Raw genomic sequence first — 20375 nt, forward strand, 5'->3', positions numbered from 1 at the left:
GAAACGCCCGGACCCATCCCGAACCCGGAAGCTAAGCCTGCCAGCGCCGATGATACTACCCAACCCGGGTGGAAAAGTAGGACACCGCCGAACACACACCCAAAAAAGGGCACCCCACCAAGGTGCCCTTTTTTACATCAAAATATAAATAGGACCCAGAATTTGCTCCTATTTCTGTTTCACGCACTAATAGCGTGACGCGATTGAGCCCGCTTGTTCGGTTGGCCGGCCGGTCAGCGGGTGAGGATGACCATCAGTAATTGGCGCAGCCAGGCGCGGGCACCGGGCAGATCCCCGTCGAGGATCAGTTGGGTGGCGACTCCGTCGTAGGCGGCGACGACGGCCCGGGCGGTGTCCGCGACGCTGCCCAGTGCCGTGTGTATGTCGTTGTCGGAAGTGGCGAGGCGCTGTTCAACCGCGCCGCGGAGTTGGTCGCGGTCCCCAGGCCCTGTCGAGGCTTTCAAACGCCATGGCGCCGACTTCGTCGTCGCCGACGACCGGGAATCTCTGGTGGTGAAGATGAACGGCCTCACCGATGAGCCACTGCTGGATCCCAACACGATTCGCGGTCAGATCGAGGCACGCGACCTACAGATGGCCAACCTGTTCGCCAAAGACGCCCAAGTGCAAGGCATCCGCAATGCCCGCCGCTACCTCGGCGACCGGATCGGGCGCGTCGCGACACCGCATCGCATCCTCGACCCCGCCGCCGGTCCCCTCATCGGCGTCAAACTGCACATCTTGACGCGAAAGACATTGGGCGGCATCCAGACTGACCCGTCCTCGCGCGCGTTCGGCAACGACAGCCAGCCCATCCCCGGGCTCTATGCGGTCGGCGAAGCCCCCGGATTCGGCGGCGGCGGCGTCCACGGCTACAACGCCTTAGAAGGCACCTTCCTCGGCGGCTGCATCTTTTCCGGACGCGCCGCCGGGCGTGCCGCAGCCGACGCCCTGCAATTGAGGTGTTGCGCAACGAGATCGGTTGCCGGCAGCCGCTGCACGTGGTCAGTCTCACCGACACCCGTATCCTTTGATACGACAACCTCATGGTGATTCGGGATTAAGGGTACGAGTGGTCGAGGACACGCGCGGCGGTACCGGCGAACCGCGACCGAGCCGAGTGCCGCGTTCCCAACCACCGACTTCGGGTCCGGGGCGCGCGCGCAGGGCGCAGCCGCAGCATCCGCCCACCGACGATGACAGCGCGGCCCCGCAGATCCCGGCTGACATTGAAGCAAAGCAACTGGCACCCGAGATCCGGCGCGAGCTCAGCACTTTGGATCGCGCCACTGCCGACGCCATTGCCCGCCACCTGGTCGCCGCAGGCGAGGTGATCGACGACGACCCGGACGCCGCGCTGAGCCACGCGCGGGCCGCCCGGGCCCGCTCTGGCCGTATCGCCGCCGTCCGGGAAGCTGTCGGGATCGCGGCCTATCACTGTGGTGACTGGGCGCAGGCGCTTGGCGAATTGCGCGCGGCCCGCAGGATGGGCAGCAAGTCCCCGTTGCTTCCGCTGATCATCGACTGCGAACGCGGCCTCGGCCGGCCCGAACGGGCGCTTGAGCTGGCACGCGGGCCGGAGGCGGCCCAGCTCAGCGGCGACGAGGCCGACGAGTTGCGCATCGTCGCTGCCGGCGCCCGCGCGGACCTCGGTCAGCTCGAACGAGCCTTGGCTGTCCTGTCCACACCCCAGCTGGATCCGGCGCGGACCGGATCGACCGCGGCTCGGTTGTTCTACGCCTACGCGGAAACGCTGCTCGCGCTCGACCGCGGCGACGAGGCGCTGCAATGGTTCCTGCGCGCCGCAGCCGCCGACGTCGAGGGTGTCACCGATGCCGAACACCGAGTGAGCGAGCTCGGCTGACGTGGGAACGCTTGCGCAGCAATACGATTGTCTACTTCTCGATCTGGACGGAACAGTGTTTCGCGGCCATGCGCTGACCGAGGGCGCGGCAGAGTCCCTGGACAACGCACCCGGCCGCAAACTCTTCGTCACCAACAACGCCTCGCGCAGCGCCGACGAGGTTGCCGACCACCTGCGGGACATTGGTCTCAAGACGACGGCCGATGATGTTGTCACCAGCGCGCAAAGCGCCGCCCATGTGCTGGCCGCTCAACTCGCCCCCGACTCACGGGTGCTGGTCGTCGGCACCGATTCGCTGGCCGACGAAATCGCGGCTGTCGGACTACGTCCGGTACGCCTATTCCAGGAGAAACCGCACGCCGTGGTCCAGGGTCACTCCACCGAAACCGGCTGGTTCAACCTCGCCGAGGCGGCGTTGGCCATCCGCGCTGGAGCGCTGTGGGTGGCGGCCAACGTAGACGCCACCCTGCCCACCGAACGTGGTCTGCTGCCCGGCAACGGTTCCATGGTGGCCGCACTGAAGGCAGCGACCGATGCCGAGCCCCAGGTCGCGGGCAAGCCTTCACCGACCTTGATGACAGATGCTTTGGCACGCGGCGACTTTCGCGCACCGCTGGTAGTCGGCGACCGGTTGAACACCGATATTGCCGGCGCCAACGCCGCCGGGCTGCCCAGTCTGATGGTTCTCAGCGGCGTCAATTCCGCGCGGGACGCGGTACATGCCGTGCGCGAACAACGCGCCACCTATATCGGCTACGACCTACGGTCGCTGCACCAGGACGCCGAAGTGCTCGCGGTGGCTCCGCAACCGTCATGGCACGTCGAGACAGGGCATATGTCGGTGACGGTCAGCACCAGGCGCGACGGCCCGGCGAGCGACGACCTGTCGATCGTTCGTGCCGTCGCGAACGCCGTCTGGGCGAGCAACTACGACCCACAATCCGTCACCATCGAGGCCGGCGACGACACGGCGCACGACGCCCTGCAGCGGTGGTCCCTGGTGTGAATCCGATAGCGTTAGCACCGGAATGACCCGCGCCGGCGACGATGCAGAGGGGTACCACCCAGCCGCGCAGCGGCGAGGGGGACGAAGCGATGAGGAGGAGCGGCGCATTGACTACCGATCCTGATGAGATCCGTGCTCGGATCGACGCCGTGCTCGCGGAGCTACCTGATCCTGCCGACGTCGAGAACGCGCCTGCGGAAGCCGACCTCGAAGAGATAGCGCGCCGACTGTCTGAAGCGCACGACATGCTGGTGCAGGCGCTGGAGTCGGCGGAGAAGGGCTGAGTGTGCCGTGCCGCGGCGTACCCGTGTTGACGTCGAGCTGGTCCGGCGTGGGCTGGCTCGGTCTCGCCAGCAGGCCGCGGAGTTGATCGGCGCCGGCAAGGTCAGCATTGACGGCATGCCGGCGGTCAAACCGGGCACCGCCGTCGCAGCCACCGCGGCGCTGAGTGTCGCCGACGATGGCGAGCGCGCCTGGGTGTCCCGCGCTGCCCACAAGCTCATCGGTGCGCTCGACACATTCGGTATCAGCGTTGAGGGTCGGCGCTGTCTGGATGCCGGCGCGTCGACGGGTGGATTCACCGAAGTCTTGCTGGATCGCGGCGCCGGCGAAGTGGTCGCCGTTGACGTGGGCTACGGCCAGCTGGCCTGGTCGCTGCGGTCAGATCCTCGGGTGGTCGTCATCGAGCGGACCAACGCGCGGGAGCTGACACTGGAGATGATCGGCGACCCGGTTGAGGTCGTGGTCGCTGACCTGTCGTTCATCTCCCTGACCACGGTGTTGCCCGCGCTGACTGGATGCGCGACGCGCAACGCGGATATCGTTCCCATGGTGAAGCCGCAGTTCGAGGTGGGCAAAGGTCAGGTGGGCGCCGGCGGGGTGGTGCACGATCCCGAGCTGCGGGCGGGCTCGGTGCTTGCCGTCGCGCGTTGCGCCGAGGAACTGGGATGGCACGCCGTCGGGGTCACCGCCAGCCCGCTACCAGGCCCCTCGGGCAACGTCGAATACTTTTTGTGGCTGCGCGCCCAGACCGGAAGGCGTTTGTCTGCTGATGAGTTGGAATGCGCCGTCCACGCGGCCGTCGAGGCTGGTCCCCGATGACGCGTGAGCGCACCGTGCTGCTGGTGGTTCACACCGGACGCGAGGAAGCTACCGAGACCGCGCGTCGGGTGGAAAAAGTGCTGGGCGACAACGGAATTAGCCTCCGGGTGTTATCGGCCGAGGCGGTCGACAGGGGTCCGCTGCATCTTGCGCCCGACGATATGCGCGCGTTGGGTGTCGACATTGAGGTCGTCGACGCCGATCCAAACGCTGCCGACGGATGCGAGCTGGTCGTCGGCCTCGGCGGCGACGGCACCTTTTTGCGCGCCGCGGAGCTCGCACGTAATGCGGACATTCCGGTCCTGGGTGTCAACCTGGGCCGGATCGGATTCCTGGCCGAAGCCGAGGCCGAGGCCATCGACACCGCGCTCGAGCACGTCGTGGCCCGCAGTTATCGGATCGAACCGCGCTTGACGCTCGACATCGCGGTGCGGGTCAAAGGCGAGGTCATCAATCGCGGATGGGCGCTCAACGACGCCAGCCTGGAAAAGGTGCCGCGGCTAGGTGTGCTCGGGGTGGTGCTCGAAGTCGACGGCCGGCCGGTGTCCACCTTCGGCTGCGACGGCGTGTTGGTGTCCACCCCCACCGGATCCACGGCTTACGCGTTTTCCGCGGGCGGGCCGGTGTTGTGGCCGGATCTGGAGGCGCTGTTGGTGGTGCCCAACAACGCCCACGCCCTCTTCGCCCGGCCCATGGTGACCAGCCCGGATGCCGCCATCGCCATCGAAATCGAGGCCGACGGCCACGACGCGGTCGTGTTCTGCGACGGCCGCCGGGAGATGCTGGTACCGGCCGGTGGACGGTTGGAGGTGCGGCGCTGTGAGGTATCGGTGAAATGGGCGCGGTTGGATAGCGCGCCGTTCACCGATCGTCTGGTGCGTAAGTTCCGCTTGCCGGTCACCGGCTGGCGTGGACGGTAACGGTGCTGCCTGGTGCTCAGTGAGATTCGGATCGAGGCGTTGGGCGTCATCGGCGTCGCCACGGCCGAGTTCGACCGTGGCCTGACGGTCCTGACCGGGGAAACCGGCACCGGTAAGACGATGGTCGTCACGGGTCTGCACCTGCTGGGTGGGGCTCGGGCCGACGCCGACCGGGTGCGCTCGGGCGCCGACCGGGCCGTCGTCGAAGGGCGCTTCAGCACTGCCGATCTCGACCAGAAAGCCGCCGCACAGGTCGACGAGATGCTGGACGCCTCGGGTGCCGAGCGCGATGAGGACGACAGCATCATCGCGTTGCGTTCGGTCAGCCGCGACGGTCGGTCGCGGGCCTATCTCGGCGGCCGCAGCGTGCCGGCCAAATCGCTGAGCGGTTTCACCAACGAGCTGCTCACCCTGCACGGGCAAAACGACCAGCTGCGGCTGATGCGGTCCGACGAACAACGCGGCGCACTCGACCGGTTCGCCGCCGTTGGTCCCCGGCTGGAGCGCTATCGCCAGCTGCGCGACGCGTGGCAGTCGGCGCGGCGTGAGCTGGTCGACCGAACCAACCGGGCCCGCGAATTGGCCCAGGAGGCCGACCGGCTGAAATTCGCCCTGCATGAGATCGACACCGTCGACCCCGCGCCCGGTGAAGATGACGCGCTGATCGCCGACATCCGGCGGCTCTCGGAATTGGACGCGCTGCGCGAGGCTGCGGCCAGCGCCCGCGCCGCGTTGTCCGGGGCCGGGGAGGAGACTGCTGCCGAGGTGATGGGCCAACCCGTGTCAGCGGCCGACGGGCTGGCACGAGCAAAGACGGCGCTGGAGTCGACCGACGACGCCATGCTGCGGGAGCTGGCGGATCAGCTCAGCGAGGCGTTGACGGTGGTCGGCGATGCCGCGCGTGAACTCGGCGACTACCTGAACGAATTACCTACCGACGCCAGCACTTTGGACACCAAGCTCGCCCGGCAAGCCGAACTGCGCACGCTCACCCGCAAATACGCTGCCGACATCGACGGCGTGCTGCAGTGGGCGCGCGAATCGCGCGATCGGCTGGCTCACTTGGATGTCTCCGAAGAGGCACTGGCCGGCCTGCAACGTCGGGTCGACGAGCTGGCCACCGAATTAGCCTCCGCTGCAACCGAACTCAGCAAGGCACGTAGCCAGGCGGCCAAGCAACTGGCTAAGGAAGTCACTCGCGAGTTATCCGGCCTGGCGATGTCCGATGCGGAATTCACCATCACCGTGACGACCATGCCGGCCAACGACGAGGACCCCGCCGCGCTGACGCTGCCCTCCGGCACGCGCGCCCATGCCGGCGGGGAGGGTGTCGACCAGGTGGAGTTCGGCTTTGCCGCGCGGCGGGGCATGACGGTGCTGCCGCTGTCGAAGAGCGCGTCCGGCGGCGAACTGTCGCGCGTGATGCTGGCCCTGGAAGTCGTGCTGGCGACTTCTCCTACACGGATGGCGGGCACCACGATGGTTTTCGACGAGGTCGACGCCGGGGTGGGCGGCCGGGCGGCGGTACAGATCGGGCGGCGACTGGCGCGGTTGGCCCGCAACCGCCAAGTCATCGTGGTCACGCATCTGCCACAGGTCGCGGCCTACGCCGACGTCCACCTCATGGTCGATAGCACAGGGAAAAACGGTGCCAGCGGAGTGCGCCGCCTCGATGGCGACGACCGGGTGGCTGAGCTGGCCAGGATGCTGGCCGGGCTCGGTGAGTCCGACATGGCGCGCGCCCATGCGCGGGAACTGCTGGAGGCCGCTGACTGTGACCGGATTGCGACCTCGTGACATTCAAATGTGTGACAGGTGTGACAAGATATAACTTCTGAGGCTGTTGTTACGGCGCGCCTCCCCGGTCGGGCTCACCTTCCCCGACAGAATCGCCTCCATGAGTGTGACCACGCGGATGACTGCGCTTCTGTCCCGTTCTGGCAACCAGCGGCCGGGTGTCGTCGGCACTGCCCGGGTCGATCGCGACATCGACCGGCTGCTGCGTAGGGTATGCCCCGGCGACATCGTGGTCCTCGATGTGCTCGACCTGGACCGCATCACCGCCGACGCGCTCGTCGACGCCGAGATCGCCGCCGTGGTCAACGCATCCCCGTCGGTGTCGGGCCGTTATCCCAACCTCGGTCCAGAAGTGCTGGTGGCCAACGGCGTCACCCTCATCGACGAGACGGGGCCCGAGGTCTTCAAGAAGGTCAAGGACGGCGCCAAAGTCCGGTTGTTCAACGGCGGGGTGTACTCCGGCGACCGCCGGCTGATCCGTGGCACCGAGCGCACCGATCAGGAAATCGCCGACCTGATGCAAGAGGCCAAGAGTGGACTGGTCGCCCACCTGGAGGCGTTCGCGGGCAACGCCATCGAGTTCATCCGAAGCGAAAGCCCGCTGTTGATCGACGGGATTGGCATCCCCGACGTCGACGTCGACCTGCGCCGCCGTCATGTCGTGGTGGTCGCCGACGAGGATGACGCCGCCGATGACCTCAAGCGCCTCAAACCGTTCATCAAGGAGTACCAGCCTGTCCTGATCGGAGTCGGCACCGGCGCCGAAGTGTTGCGCAAGGCCGGATATCGCCCGCAGCTCATCGTCGGCGACCCCAATGAGCTGAGCACCGAAGTCCTCAAGTGCGGCGCTCAAGTGGTCTTGCCCGCCGACGCCGACGGCCACGCGCCGGGCCTGGAGCGCATCCAGGATCTCGGCGTCGGCGCGATGACGTTTCCCGCCGCGGGTTCGCCCACCGACCTGGCGCTGCTGCTGGCCGACCACCACGGCGCCGCCTTGCTGGTAACCGCGGGCCACAGCGCCAACATCGAGACGTTCTTCGACCGGTCGCGTCAGAACAGCAACCCGTCGACCTTCCTCACCCGGTTGCGGGTGGGGGAGAAGGTGGTGGACGCCAAGGCGGTTGCCACCTTGTATCACAATCGAATTTCCGGCGGCGCGATCGCTTTGCTGATTTTGACGATGCTGATCACGGTCATCGTTGCACTGTGGGTATCGCGCACCGACACCTTGGTGATGCACTGGGCCGTCGAGTACTGGAACCATTTCATCCTCTGGGTGCGGCACTGGGTCCACTAGGACAGGTATAGACGTGATATCTCTACGCCAGCACGCGATTTCGCTGGCCGCCGTGTTTCTGGCGCTGGCGGTCGGAGTCGTGCTGGGCTCGGGTTTGCTATCGAATACCTTGCTATCCGGATTGCGCGATGAATCGCGAAATCTGCACGGCCAGATCAACGCTCTCAACGATCAGAAGAACGCGCTGAACCAAAGGCTCAGTTCTGCAGATGCTTTCGATTCCCAAATGGCAGGCCGGATGGTGCATGACGCGCTGAACGGCAAGTCGGTGGTGATCTTCCGCTCCCCGGATGCAAAGGATGACGACGTCGATGCGGTGTCGAAGCTCGTCGGCCAGTCCGGCGGAGCTGTGACCGGCACGGTGTCGTTGACGCAGGAGTTCGTCGACGCCAACTCGGCGGAGAAGCTGCGCTCGGTGGTCAACTCGTCGATTCTGCCGGCGGGTGCACAGTTGAGCACCAAACTGGTCGACCAAGGCTCGCAGGCCGGCGACCTGTTGGGTATCGCGCTGCTGATCAACCGGGATCCGGCCGTTCCGACCGTCGACGACGCGCAGCGCGACACCGTCCTGGCCGCGCTGCGTGACACCGGCTTCATCGGCTACGGCAACCAGCACGTCGGCGCGGCGAATGCCGCGGCAGTCATCACCGGCGGTGGCCTGGGCGACGACGCCGGCAATCAGGGCGTCAGCGTGGCCCGGTTCGCCGCCGCGCTGGCGCCGCACGGTTCGGGTGTGCTGCTTGGAGGGCGCGACGGCTCATCGGGCGGAACGGCGGCCGTCGCGGTGGCCCGCGCCGATGCCACGGTGACGTCGGCGATCAGCACCGTCGACGACCTGAACGCCGAGTCCGGGCGTATCACGGCCGTCCTTGGTATGGCCGACCTGGTCAACGGCGGCCGCACCGGTCAGTACGGCACTGGCCACGGGGCCACCGGCCTCACCGTCGCGCAGTAGCCGTCCCGCCGGGCGTGTCAGCAACGACGCGGCGGTGCGGATGTTAGGGTGGGTTTCCGTGGGTCGGCAGGCCCGATGAGAGCTGGATAACAGCCAAAACGAGCCTAGCCCTTAGCCGTCTTCACGGAGGTCGCTACATTGCGCAAGCATCCGCAGACCGCCACCAAGCATCTGTTCGTCAGCGGTGGCGTCGTTTCGTCGCTGGGCAAGGGGCTGACCGCCAGCAGCCTGGGGCAGTTGTTGACCGCGCGCGGGCTGCAGGTGACGATGCAGAAACTCGACCCCTACCTCAACGTCGACCCCGGCACCATGAACCCGTTTCAGCACGGCGAGGTCTTCGTGACCGAGGACGGCGCCGAGACCGACCTCGATGTCGGTCACTACGAGCGCTTCCTCGACCGAGACCTGTCCGGCTCGGCGAATGTCACTACCGGACAAGTCTATTCGACAGTGATCGCCAAGGAGCGGCGCGGCGAGTACCTCGGTGACACCGTCCAGGTGATCCCGCATATCACCGACGAGATCAAGAGCCGCATCCTGGCGATGGCCAAGCCAGACGCCGATGGGAATCGCCCGGATGTCGTGATCACCGAAATTGGCGGCACCGTAGGTGATATCGAGTCACAGCCCTTTCTGGAGGCGGCGCGGCAGGTTCGTCATGATCTCGGCCGGGAGAACGTCTTCTTCCTCCACGTGTCGCTGGTCCCGTACCTGGCGCCATCGGGTGAATTGAAAACCAAACCGACCCAGCACTCGGTGGCGGCGCTGCGCAGCATCGGTATCACTCCGGATGCGTTGATCCTGCGCTGCGACCGTGATGTACCCGAGCCGCTGAAGAACAAGATCGCGCTGATGTGTGACGTCGACATCGACGGCGTCATCTCGACCCCTGACGCGCCGTCGATCTACGACATTCCCAAGGTCCTGCACCGCGAAGAGCTCGACGCCTACGTGGTGCGCCGGCTCAACCTGCCGTTCCGCGATGTCGACTGGACCGAGTGGGACGATTTGCTGCGCCGAGTGCACGATCCACAGGAGACGGTACGAATCGCGTTGGTGGGCAAGTATGTCGATCTCTCGGATGCGTATCTGTCTGTCGTCGAGGCGCTACGCGCGGCCGGATTCAAGCACCGGGCAAAGGTGGAAATACGCTGGGTGGGTTCCGACGACTGCGGGACAACAAGCGGTGCGGCCGCGTTGCTTGACGACGTCCACGGCGTGCTGATCCCCGGCGGGTTCGGCATCCGCGGAATCGAGGGGAAGATCGGGGCGATCCGGTACGCGCGATCCAGGGGTCTGCCCGTGTTGGGGCTGTGCCTTGGCTTGCAGTGCATCGTGATCGAGGCGGCGCGTTCCGTCGGTCTGACGCAGGCCAACTCAGCCGAATTCGATCCGGCGACACCGGACCCGGTTATCTCCACTATGGCCGATCAGGAGGAGGTCGTCGCCGGCGCGGCGGACCTCGGCGGCACCATGCGGCTGGGATCATATCCGGCGGTGCTCGAGCCGGGTTCCATTGTGGCCCAAGCGTATCAATCGACACAGGTGTCTGAGCGGCATCGGCATCGCTACGAGGTCAACAACGCCTATCGGGACCGGATCGCGGAAAGCGGCCTGAGATTCTCCGGGACGTCCCCCGACGGCCGTCTGGTCGAGTTCGTTGAATACCCGCCGGAGATGCATTCATTCGTCGTCGGCACCCAAGCGCATCCCGAATTGAAGAGCCGGCCGACTCGTCCACACCCGCTGTTCGTCGGCTTCGTCGGGGCGGCCATCGACTACAAGGCAGCCGAGCGACTCCCGGTGGAGATCCCCGAGCAGCCGTCGAACGGAAGTGAACAACGTGACGGCGTCGACCCGTCGCTGTCCGAGCCCGAACCCGTTGCCCGTGGCTGAACACATCTTCGAGACGATGTCGTCCGAAACCCTGCACACCGGAAAGATTTTCGCCCTGCGCCGCGACGATGTTCGGATGCCCGGCGGGAAGATCGTGACGCGGGAGGTCGTGGAGCATTACGGCGCGGTGGCTATCGTCGCGATCGACGACGAAGGCCGCATCCCGCTGATCTACCAGTATCGCCATCCCTTCGGTCGACGGCTGTGGGAGCTGCCGGCCGGACTGCTCGACGTCAACGGCGAAGCCCCGCATCTGACCGCTGCCCGGGAACTCAGCGAGGAGGCCGGCCTACAGGCACAGACCTGGCAGGTGCTGGTCGATCTGGATTCCACCCCCGGTTTCAGCGACGAATCGGTGCGGGTCTATCTGGCAACCGGTTTGACGCAGGTACGCCGACCCGAGGCGCATGACGAAGAAGCCGACATAACCTTGCAGTGGTATCCCATCGCCGAGGCGGTCTCGCGGGTGTTCAGCGGCGAGATCGTCAACGCCCTTGCGGTGGCGGGGATCTTAGCGGCCTACGCGGTCAGGAAAGGTCTGGCACAACCGCGTCCGGTGGACACACCGTGGGTGGACAAGTCGACGGCGTTCGCCGCCCGCCAGGCCCGCCAGTGACACCGCTGGCGGCGCCGCTGGAGACCCAGCTACAGGGCTACCTCGATCATCTGACGATCGAACGGGGCGTGGCGGCCAACACGTTGAGCTCGTATCGCCGCGACCTGCGCCGCTATTTCGACCACCTGACGCTGCGGGGCATCGACGACCTGGCCAAGGTCAGCGAGGACGACGTCAGCGAGTTCCTGGTGGCACTGCGGCGCGGCGATCCTGCCTCCGGGGTCGTGCCACTGTCGGCGGTGTCGGCGGCGCGGACCCTGATCGCGGTCCGCGGTTTGCACCGGTTCGCCGCCGCCGAGGGCTTGGCCCAATTCGACGTGGCGCAGGCCGTCAAGCCGCCCACACCCGGCCGGCGGCTGCCTAAAAGCCTGAACCTCGACCAGGTGCTTGCGCTACTGGCCGGCGCCGGTGGCGAGAGCCCGTCCGACGGCCCATTGACGTTGCGTAACCGCGCGCTGCTCGAACTGCTGTACTCCACTGGCGCACGGATTTCGGAAGCGGTCGGACTCGACGTCGACGATATCGACACGCACGCCCGGTCGGTGCTGCTGCGCGGCAAAGGCGGCAAACAGCGGCTGGTCCCCATCGGACGCCCGGCGGTGCAAGCACTGGACGCGTACAAGGTGCGCGGGCGTTCAGAGTTGGCGCGTCGCGGTCGCGGGACGCCGGCCATTTTTCTCAATGCGCGCGGTGGCCGGTTGTCGCGGCAAAGCGCGTGGCAGGTGCTGCAGGACGCCGCCGAGCGGGCCGGGATCACCTCCGGGGTGTCTCCGCATACGCTGCGGCATTCGTTCGCGACCCATCTGCTCGATGGCGGGGCCGATGTCCGTGTGGTTCAGGAGCTGCTGGGACACGCTTCGGTGACCACGACGCAGATCTACACGATGGTCACCGTGCGCGCGCTGCGCGAAGTCTGGGCCGAGGCCCATCCGCGGGCCCGCTAGGCAAAGTTCCACCGTGTCTGCTCGGCGGCCACCAGCCCAGATACTCCGATTCCAGCCCGGGCAATTGAGCCGAGCCGGCCAAATTGGCTGGTGACGTTGTTGCGGGTCTCCCGGCGCGGGCGCCTTTACCCGTTAGACTCTGCTGCGATGTCCGTCATTTCCCGAACGTCGCGCATGCCGGGTCGGTCTGCGCCGAGCCGCGGCGCTCGTGACTGACGACGACGCCGACATCGGCACCGGAGTCGGCCTGAGCGGACGTCCACCGCGGGCGATCCCCGAACCCAAGCCGCGCACGTCGCACGGCCCGGCCAAGGTCGTCGCAATGTGCAACCAGAAAGGTGGCGTCGGCAAAACCACGTCGACGATCAATCTGGGCGCCGCACTCGCCGAATACGGCCGCCGCGTGTTACTGGTCGACATGGATCCGCAGGGCGCGCTGTCCGCCGGACTGGGCGTGCCGCACTACGAGCTGGAGCACACCATCCACGACCTGCTGGTTGAGCCGCGGGTGTCGATCGACGACGTGGTGATGAACACCCGGGTCAAGCACATGGACCTGCTGCCCAGCAATATCGATTTGTCGGCCGCGGAGATCCAACTGGTCAACGAGGTGGGCCGCGAGCAGACGCTGGCCCGTGCACTGCACCCGGTGCTGGACCGCTACGACTATGTGCTGATCGACTGCCAGCCGTCGCTGGGTCTGCTCACCGTCAACGGTCTGGCCGGCTCCGACGGGGTCATCATCCCGACCGAGTGCGAGTACTTCTCGCTGCGCGGTCTGGCGCTGCTCACCGACACGGTCGAAAAGGTGCGAGACCGGCTCAACCCGAAGCTGGAGATCAGCGGCATTTTGATCACCCGCTTCGATCCGCGAACTGTGAATTCCCGCGAGGTCATGGCCCGTGTTCTGGAGCGCTTCGGTGACTTGGTGTTCGACACTGTCATCACGCGTACTGTCCGCTTCCCGGAGACCAGCGTCGCCGGCGAACCGATCACCACGTGGGCACCGAGGTCAGGCGGCGCGGCCGCCTACCGCTCGTTGGCTCGCGAGGTAATCGACCGGTTCGGCGCGTGACCGGCGGAGTGAGCTGCGAGGCGTCTCCCCAGAATGGCTTCCAGGTCAGGCTGACCAATTTCGAGGGGCCGTTCGACCTGCTGCTGCAGCTGATTTTCGCCCACCGCCTCGACGTCACCGAGGTGGCGTTGCACCGGGTCACCGATGAATTCATCGCCTACACCCACGCGATCGGTCCCGAGCTGGAACTCGAGGAGACCACCGCGTTTTTGGTCGTCGCCGCAACGCTGCTCGATCTCAAGGCGGCCCGGCTGCTGCCGTCCGGGCAGGTCGACGACGAGGAGGACCTGGCGCTGCTGGAGGTCCGCGACCTGCTGTTCGCCCGGTTGCTGCAGTACCGGGCGTTCAAGCACGTCGCGCAGATGTTCGCCGAGCTGGAAGCCGCTGCGCTGCGCAGCTATCCACGCGCGGTGTCGCTGGAGGATCGCTACGAGGACCTGCTGCCCGAGGTGATGCTGGGCGTCGACGCCGAGCGGTTCGCCCAGATCGCCGCGATCGCGTTCACGCCGCGGCCGGTTCCGACGGTGGCCACCGCACACCTGCACGAGCTGATGGTGTCGGTGCCCGAGCAGGCCGAACACCTACTGTCGCTGCTGGAGAAGCGCGGGACCGGGCAGTGGGCGTCGTTCTCGGAGTTGATCGCCGACTGCCGGGTGCCGATCGAGATCGTCGGCCGTTTCCTGGCGCTGCTCGAACTGTATCGGTCGCGGGCGGTAGCATTCGATCAGTCAGAACCGCTTGGTGTGCTCCAGGTTTCGTGGACCGGCGAACGGCCGACCAGCGAAGCATTGTTGAGGGCAGAGGCGCTCGAAGCTCAAGAACTGCGAGACCAATACTCATGACTCACGGCGCCGGCGACGATCCCGACCGGGACGTCGATGTAGCGACGGCTCAGGAGCTCGACGACTCCGAATTGGGCATCGATGTCGCGACAGCGCCGGAGCTGGAGGACGCCGAACTGGGCGCGGTGCTCGAGGCGCTGCTGCTGGTCGTCGACACCCCGGTGACCGTCGAGGCGCTGGCCGCGGCCACCGAGCAGCCGGCCTATCGGGTCGCCGCCAAGCTGCGCGTGATGGCCGATGCACTCACCGAACGCGAAAGCGGCATAGACCTGCGGGAGGCCGGTGGCGGATGGCGGATGTACACGCGGTCGCAGTTCGCGCCTTACGTCGAGCGGCTGCTGCTGGACGGGTCGCGCTCGAAGCTCACCCGAGCGGCTTTGGAGACGTTGGCCGTGGTGGCCTACCGCCAGCCGGTGACGCGGGCGCGGGTGAGCGCGGTGCGGGGAGTCAACGTCGACGCGGTGATGCGCACGCTGTTGGCGCGTGGGCTCATCACCGAGGCCGGCACCGATCCCGACACCGGCGCTGTGACGTTCGCCACCACCGAGCTGTTCCTAGAGCGGCTGGGGTTGTCGTCGCTGGCCGACCTTCCTGATATTGCGCCACTGCTGCCCGATGTCGACATGATCGACGATCTGAGCGAATCCTTGGACGCTGAGCCACGTTTCGTCAAACTTTCGGGCGGCTCGGTTTCTGACGATCTGCCGTTGTCGATCGACGTGGACCAGGAATGATGGTTGAGACCGGCGAGCCCCGTGGGGTGCGCCTGCAGAAAGTGTTGTCGCAGGCCGGAATTGCGTCCCGGAGGCTCGCCGAGAGGATGATCATCGACGGCCGTGTCGAGGTCGACGGAGAGCTCGTGACCGAGCTTGGTACGCGCGTCGATCCTAACGTGTCGGTGATCCGCGTCGACGGGGTGCGGGTGGTCCTGGACGATTCACTGGTGTATCTGGCGCTGAACAAGCCGCGGGGAATGCAGTCGACGATGTCGGACGACCGCGGTCGGCCGTGCATCGGCGACCTGGTCGAGCACCGGGTACGGGGCAACCAGAAGCTGTTTCACGTTGGACGGCTGGACGCCGACACCGAGGGACTCATTCTGTTGACCAACGACGGCGAGCTCGCGCATCGCCTCATGCACCCCTCCTACGAAGTGCCGAAAACGTATCTGGCGACGGTCGCCGGGCCGGTGCCGCATGGGCTCGGCAAGAAGTTGCGGGCCGGAATCGAGTTGGACGACGGGCCCGCTGTGGTCGACGACTTCGCAGTGGTGGATGCCATTCCCGGCAAGACGCTGGTCCGGGTCACGCTGCATGAGGGACGCAAACGCATTGTGCGCCGGATGTTCGCGGCCGCCGGATTTCCGGTGCAGGCGTTGGTCCGTACCGACATCGGCACGGTGTCACTGGGGGAGCAGCGTCCGGGCAGCATCCGGGCGTTGCGCCGCAACGAAATCGGCGACCTCTACAAAGCGGTTGGGTTGTGAAGGACGTCGTCGTCGCCGTCGACGGCCCGGCGGGCACCGGAAAGTCCTCGGTATCACGGGGTTTGGCGCGCGCACTGCACGCTCGTTACCTGGATACCGGAGCCATGTACCGCATCGTCACACTCGCGGTACTGCGAGCCGGAATCGACCCGGCCGATCAGGCGGCCGTCGGAGCGGCCGCGGCGACCGTGGGGTTGTCGGTGGGTTTCGACCCCGACGAAGACCGCTCTTGCCTTGACGGCGAGGACGTTTCGTTGGAGATCCGCGGTGACGACGTCACTCGGGCGGTGTCAGCGGTGTCGTCGGTTCCCGCGGTACGCACCCGGCTTGTCGGACTGCAGCGCACGCTGGCTCAGGGTCCGGGCAGCGTCGTGGTGGAGGGCCGCGATATCGGGAGCGTCGTTCTGCCCGACGCCGACGTCAAGATCTTCCTGACGGCCTCGCCTGAGACCCGGGCGCGGCGTCGCAATGATCAGAATGTCGCCGCCGGGTTGCCCGATGACTACGGCGGTGTGCTGGTCGATGTGCGCCGCCGCGATCACCTGGATTCGACGCGAGCAGTGTCGCCGCTACGGGCGGCCTCGGACGCGGTGGTTGTCGACACCAGCGCGATGACCGAATCCGAGGTGATCGCTCACCTGCTGCAGCTGGTGCAGCAGCGAAGCGAGGCGGTCAGGTGAGCCAGGACGGTACGTGGGTCGACGAAAGCGACTGGGAATCAGCTGAATTCGTCGAGCCCGTGGAGGGCGAGGCTGCGGGGCCACCGCCGGTGGTGGCGGTGGTGGGCCGGCCAAATGTCGGCAAGTCGACGCTGGTCAACCGGATCCTGGGCCGGCGCGAGGCGGTGGTGCAGGATGTGCCCGGCGTGACCCGCGACCGGGTGTCTTACGACGCCCTATGGACCGGACGCCGATTCATCGTCCAGGACACCGGGGGATGGGAACCCGACGCGAAGGGTCTGCGGCAGCTGGTGGCCGAGCAGGCGGCGGTAGCGATGCGCACTGCCGACGCCGTGATCCTGGTGGTCGACGCGGTGGTCGGCGCGACCGCCGGCGACGAGGCGGCCGCGCGTATCCTGCGTCGCTCCGGCAAGCCAGTGTTCCTGGCCGCCAACAAGGTTGACAGCGAGAAGAACGAATCTGATGCGGCTGCCCTGTGGTCGCTGGGACTCGGTGAGCCGTACGCGATCAGCGCGATGCACGGTCGCGGCGTGGGTGATCTGCTCGATGCGGTGGTCGGCGCGTTGCCAGAGGTGGCGGAGTCGGCGTCGACCGAGGCCGGCCTACGGCGGGTGGCACTGGTAGGCAAGCCGAATGTCGGTAAGAGTTCACTGCTGAATCGGCTGGCCGGCGATCAGCGTTCGGTGGTCCACGAAGTCGCGGGCACCACGGTCGATCCAGTGGATTCGTTGATCGAGATGGACGGCAAGGTTTGGCGTTTCGTCGACACCGCCGGTCTGCGCCGCAAGGTTGGCCAGGCCAGCGGGCACGAGTTTTACGCGTCGGTGCGCACCCACGGCGCGATTGATGCCGCTGAAGTCGTGATCGTGCTGATCGACGGGTCGCTACCGCTGACCGAACAGGACCAGCGGGTGCTGTCGATGGTGATCGAGGCCGGGCGCGCGCTGGTGTTGGCGTTCAACAAGTGGGACCTGGTCGACGAGGAGCGGCGTTACCAGCTGGACAACGAGATCGACCGCGAACTGGTGCAGGTGCGCTGGGCGCAACGGGTCAACATCTCCGCGAAGACCGGCCGAGCTGTGCAGAAGCTGGTGCCGGCCCTGGAGAGCGCGCTGGAGTCGTGGGATACCCGGATCAGCACCGGCCGACTCAACGCCTGGGTCAAGGAAGTGGTGGCCGCGACGCCGCCGCCGGTGCGTGGCGGCCGGCAGCCGCGAATCTTGTTCGCCACCCAGGCCAGCGCCCGGCCGCCGACGTTTGTACTGTTCACAACGGGCTTCTTGGAGGCGGGCTATCGGCGGTTCCTGGAGCGACGGCTGCGCGAGACGTTCGGCTTCGAGGGCAGCCCGATCCGGATGAACGTGCGGGTACGCGAGAAGCGGAAAGCCAAGCGCTGAACCTTGCGCCGAAATCGCTCCCGATAGGGTCTTTTCGTGCCGCTATCACATGCGATCTTGATCGTCTTTGCCGGCTTGGGCGCGGGCGCGGTCAACGCGGTTGTCGGGTCGGGCACCTTGTTCACCTTTCCGACGCTGGTTGCCATGGGTTATCCGCCGGTGACGTCGACGATGTCCAACGCGGTCGGGTTGGTGGCGGGTAGCGTCTCGGGAACCTGGGCTACCGGCGTGAGCTGACAGGTCAATGGGATCGGCTGCGTTGGTAATTGCCTGCCTCGCTGTTTGGCGCCATCCTGGGCGCCTGGCTGCTGCTGCACCTGTCGGAGAAGGTGTTCATCACGGTGGTGCCGGTGCTGCTGGTTGTCGCGCTGATCCTGGTGGTCATCGGGCCGCGGATTCAAGCGTGGGCGCGGGACCGAGCCGAAAGGGCTGGCCGCTCCGCCGACGACGTATCACCACGCAGGCTGGCTGCGCTGGTGGCGAGCACCTTCACGATCGGCGTCTATGGCGGCTATTTCACTGCAGCGCAAGGCATTCTGCTGGTCGGCGCCATGGGTGCGCTGCTGCCCGAATCGGTGCAGCGGATGAACGCGGCGAAGAATGTGATGACGCTGCTGGTGAATGTCGTTGCGGCGCTGGCTTACACATCGGTGGCGTTCCACCGGATCAGCTGGCCGGCGGCGGGCCTTATCGCGGTTGGCTCGCTGATCGGCGGCTGGTTGGGTGCATATTACGGTCGTCGATTGTCGTCGAACGCGCTGCGCGCCGCGATCGTTGTGGTCGGCCTTATCGGGGTCTACCGGCTGTTGACAATATAGTTCGTCAGCCCCGCTGGACGATGTTTTGTTCGCCGGAATTCTCGATCGTCGGCGAGCCGGTGTGATACGTGATCTGGTTGTTGAAGCCGGAGGCGTCGATGCTGTCCACGGCGTCCACCGTGATCGAGTTCTGGACGCCGGAGACGTTGAGGCTTGCGCAGTGGCCGGTGATCGCGACTTTGTTGGAAATACCACTGACGCTGACGGCGCTGTCGTTGCAGACGATCGTCCGACTCTCCTTGATGCCGGAGATGCTCAGCTCGGCACCTGCCGGCGCTCCGGGCGCTGGGCTCAGCGGGGTCGACGGTGCCGGGGCAGGCGCCTGAGTAACAGGGGCGGTTGGGGCCACGCTAGCGGAGGTGCTGGAGGTTGGCGAGAGGATCACCAGGCCGCCGCGCGAATGCCGGTCGGCGTTATACGAGACGAGGGCTACCGCGCCAAACACGAAGAAGGGCAACAAGACCCATAACAGCCGCGTGCGGGAGGGCGATCGCGGCAATGTCCCGGGGAACGGACCGCCGTAACTCGACGGTGGCGCCGGTGGCGATACCGGTGTGCCGGGCTGGTACGGGTAACCGCCGGGCGTCTGGTTACTGGCCATTTCGGACGCGCGTGCCGTCTCGGCCAATGGGCGCTCGAGCTCCCGGATGCGGGCTTCCGGGTCATCTTCCGGCTTCATCCACAGATGCTCCCACATCGGGGATCGGGCCGAATAGGCATTTCTTTTCGGTAGTTTTTCCAACGTGCCTGAGTTGACGAACCGCCAGATCGTGCTGCGTCGCCGCCCCACCGGCCTGGTCCAGCCTGGTGACACCGAGCTGGTCACCGCACCCGCGCCCGAGCCTGCCGAAGGGGAGGCGCTGGTCCGCACCACCTATGTGGGCCTTGACGCCGCGGTCCGGACCTGGCTCAACGATCAGCCGGGCTACCTTCCGCCGGTGCAACTGGGCGAGGTCATCCGGGCGGCCGGGATCGGCGAGGTCGTCTCGTCGCGGTGTGACGCCTACGGCGTCGGCGACGTCATCACCACCCTGACGGGATTTCAGGAGTACGTGATCGTCCGCGACGACGTATTCAGCACACCCATCCGCGGTGAGAGCGATCAGCTGGCCATCATGTCGGTGTACGGCCCGACGGGCGCGACAGCTTACATTGGGATGACCGACGTCGGGCGGCCTCAGGCCGGGGACACTGTCGTGGTTTCGGCCGCCGCCGGCGCTACCGGGTCGGTGGCCGGGCAGATCGCCAAGATCGCGGGCGCGCGGGTGGTGGGCATCGCGGGCGGGCCGGAGAAGTGCCGGGCAGTCGTCGAGGACTTCGGGTTCGACGCTTGCATCGACTACAAAAACGACGACCTGGAGACCGCGCTCAAAGCGCATTGCCCGAACCGGGTCAACGTTTACTACGACAACGTCGGTGGACCGATTCTCGACGCGGTGCTGGGCCGGCTGGCGATGAACGCGCGGGTGGTGCTGTGCGGCGTCATCTCCAGCTACTTGACCGGCGAGCACCCCGGCCCGGCCAACTACGTGAACCTGCTGGCCAAAACCGCCACCATGCAGGGATTCAACGCGCTCGATCAGTGGGGGCGCTTCGACGAAGCTTTCGCTGCGCTCCGCCAGTGGGAGCATGAGGGCCGAATTAAGCACCGCCAGACCATCTTTGAGGGCATCGAGTCGTG

Annotated in this window: 20 protein-coding genes, 1 rRNA gene and 2 pseudogenes; 21 read left to right on the top strand and 2 right to left on the bottom strand. The window is 66.5% G+C overall.

Features of this window, described 5'->3' with window-relative positions:
- Positions 1-93, top strand: a 5S ribosomal RNA gene (gene rrf, locus VEI45_RS26240); the annotation flags it as partial.
- Between the two features lie 140 nt (positions 94-233).
- Here rrf and VEI45_RS26245 read toward each other — a convergent pair.
- Positions 234-533: a hypothetical protein gene (locus tag VEI45_RS26245; RefSeq protein WP_324857773.1), complete on the bottom strand. Its 300-nt coding sequence runs from the start codon at positions 531-533 to the stop codon at positions 234-236.
- On the opposite strand from VEI45_RS26245, the pseudogene VEI45_RS26250 reads away from it, so the two are divergent.
- The 19 genes and pseudogenes from VEI45_RS26250 to VEI45_RS26340 all read left to right on the top strand — a co-directional run.
- Positions 439-948 (top strand): annotated as a pseudogene (locus VEI45_RS26250) (FAD-binding protein); the annotation flags it as partial. The gene VEI45_RS26245 and the pseudogene VEI45_RS26250 sit on opposite strands and share 95 nt — an antisense overlap.
- A gap of 172 nt (positions 949-1120) precedes the next feature.
- Entirely contained in the window at positions 1121-1864 is a 744-nt protein-coding gene (locus VEI45_RS26255; RefSeq protein ID WP_414687600.1) for a tetratricopeptide repeat protein, read from the top strand.
- Between the two features lies 1 nt (position 1865).
- Complete coding sequence (locus VEI45_RS26260) at positions 1866-2870, top strand: HAD-IIA family hydrolase (protein ID WP_324857738.1); 1005 nt, start codon at positions 1866-1868, stop codon at positions 2868-2870.
- 107 nt (positions 2871-2977) lie between these two features.
- On the top strand, positions 2978-3154 hold the full coding sequence (locus VEI45_RS26265; RefSeq protein WP_324857740.1) for a hypothetical protein: 177 nt from the start codon (positions 2978-2980) through the stop codon (positions 3152-3154).
- A gap of 7 nt (positions 3155-3161) precedes the next feature.
- Positions 3162-3971: a TlyA family RNA methyltransferase gene (locus VEI45_RS26270; RefSeq protein ID WP_324857742.1), complete on the top strand. Its 810-nt coding sequence runs from the start codon at positions 3162-3164 to the stop codon at positions 3969-3971.
- Complete coding sequence (locus VEI45_RS26275; protein ID WP_324857744.1) at positions 3968-4891, top strand: NAD kinase; 924 nt, start codon at positions 3968-3970, stop codon at positions 4889-4891. Before VEI45_RS26270 ends, VEI45_RS26275 begins: the two co-directional genes overlap by 4 nt.
- A 12-nt stretch (positions 4892-4903) precedes the next feature.
- Positions 4904-6688 carry a DNA repair protein RecN gene (gene recN, locus VEI45_RS26280; RefSeq protein ID WP_324857746.1) on the top strand — a complete coding sequence of 595 codons (1785 nt, stop codon included), beginning with the start codon at positions 4904-4906 and terminating at the stop codon, positions 6686-6688.
- 100 nt (positions 6689-6788) lie between these two features.
- Positions 6789-7985, top strand: a complete 1197-nt coding sequence (gene steA / locus VEI45_RS26285) for a putative cytokinetic ring protein SteA (protein ID WP_324857748.1) — start codon at positions 6789-6791, stop codon at positions 7983-7985.
- 13 nt (positions 7986-7998) lie between these two features.
- Positions 7999-8940 carry a copper transporter gene (locus VEI45_RS26290; RefSeq protein WP_324857750.1) on the top strand — a complete coding sequence of 314 codons (942 nt, stop codon included), beginning with the start codon at positions 7999-8001 and terminating at the stop codon, positions 8938-8940.
- A 138-nt stretch (positions 8941-9078) separates the two neighbouring features.
- Positions 9079-10836 (top strand): CTP synthase, encoded by a 1758-nt coding sequence (locus tag VEI45_RS26295; RefSeq protein ID WP_324857752.1) that lies wholly within the window; start codon positions 9079-9081, stop codon positions 10834-10836.
- On the top strand, positions 10829-11452 hold the full coding sequence (locus tag VEI45_RS26300) for an NUDIX hydrolase (RefSeq protein ID WP_324857754.1): 624 nt from the start codon (positions 10829-10831) through the stop codon (positions 11450-11452). Before VEI45_RS26295 ends, VEI45_RS26300 begins: the two co-directional genes overlap by 8 nt.
- A gap of 17 nt (positions 11453-11469) precedes the next feature.
- A complete protein-coding gene (xerD, locus tag VEI45_RS26305) occupies positions 11470-12396 on the top strand; it encodes a site-specific tyrosine recombinase XerD (RefSeq protein ID WP_414687601.1) in 927 nt (308 codons plus the stop codon).
- A gap of 208 nt (positions 12397-12604) precedes the next feature.
- On the top strand, positions 12605-13471 hold the full coding sequence (locus tag VEI45_RS26310) for a ParA family protein (RefSeq protein WP_324857758.1): 867 nt from the start codon (positions 12605-12607) through the stop codon (positions 13469-13471).
- The gene (locus VEI45_RS26315) at positions 13468-14313 is read left to right on the top strand and encodes a segregation/condensation protein A (protein ID WP_324857760.1); all 846 of its coding nucleotides are present in this window, start codon (positions 13468-13470) and stop codon (positions 14311-14313) included. Before VEI45_RS26310 ends, VEI45_RS26315 begins: the two co-directional genes overlap by 4 nt.
- Positions 14310-15047, top strand: a complete 738-nt coding sequence (gene scpB, locus VEI45_RS26320; protein ID WP_324857761.1) for an SMC-Scp complex subunit ScpB — start codon at positions 14310-14312, stop codon at positions 15045-15047. Before VEI45_RS26315 ends, scpB begins: the two co-directional genes overlap by 4 nt.
- Positions 15047-15799, top strand: a complete 753-nt coding sequence (locus VEI45_RS26325) for a pseudouridine synthase (RefSeq protein WP_324857763.1) — start codon at positions 15047-15049, stop codon at positions 15797-15799. The genes scpB and VEI45_RS26325 overlap by 1 nt, the downstream gene beginning before the upstream one ends.
- Entirely contained in the window at positions 15796-16479 is a 684-nt protein-coding gene (gene cmk / locus VEI45_RS26330) for a (d)CMP kinase (protein WP_324857765.1), read from the top strand. The genes VEI45_RS26325 and cmk overlap by 4 nt, the downstream gene beginning before the upstream one ends.
- Complete coding sequence (gene der, locus VEI45_RS26335; protein WP_324857767.1) at positions 16476-17876, top strand: ribosome biogenesis GTPase Der; 1401 nt, start codon at positions 16476-16478, stop codon at positions 17874-17876. The genes cmk and der overlap by 4 nt, the downstream gene beginning before the upstream one ends.
- Positions 17877-17912: 36 nt before the next feature.
- Positions 17913-18694 (top strand): annotated as a pseudogene (locus tag VEI45_RS26340) (sulfite exporter TauE/SafE family protein).
- A gap of 4 nt (positions 18695-18698) precedes the next feature.
- Here the strand turns inward: VEI45_RS26340 and VEI45_RS26345 are convergent.
- A complete protein-coding gene (locus VEI45_RS26345) occupies positions 18699-19373 on the bottom strand; it encodes a DUF3060 domain-containing protein (protein WP_324857769.1) in 675 nt (224 codons plus the stop codon).
- A gap of 64 nt (positions 19374-19437) precedes the next feature.
- Between VEI45_RS26345 and VEI45_RS26350 the strand changes: the two genes are divergently transcribed.
- Positions 19438-20375, top strand: a 938-nt coding sequence (locus VEI45_RS26350; RefSeq protein WP_324857771.1) for an NADP-dependent oxidoreductase, incomplete at its 3' end; no start/stop codon positions are given.

Source organism: Mycobacterium sp., assembly GCF_035623875.1.
Classification (GTDB): domain Bacteria; phylum Actinomycetota; class Actinomycetes; order Mycobacteriales; family Mycobacteriaceae; genus Mycobacterium.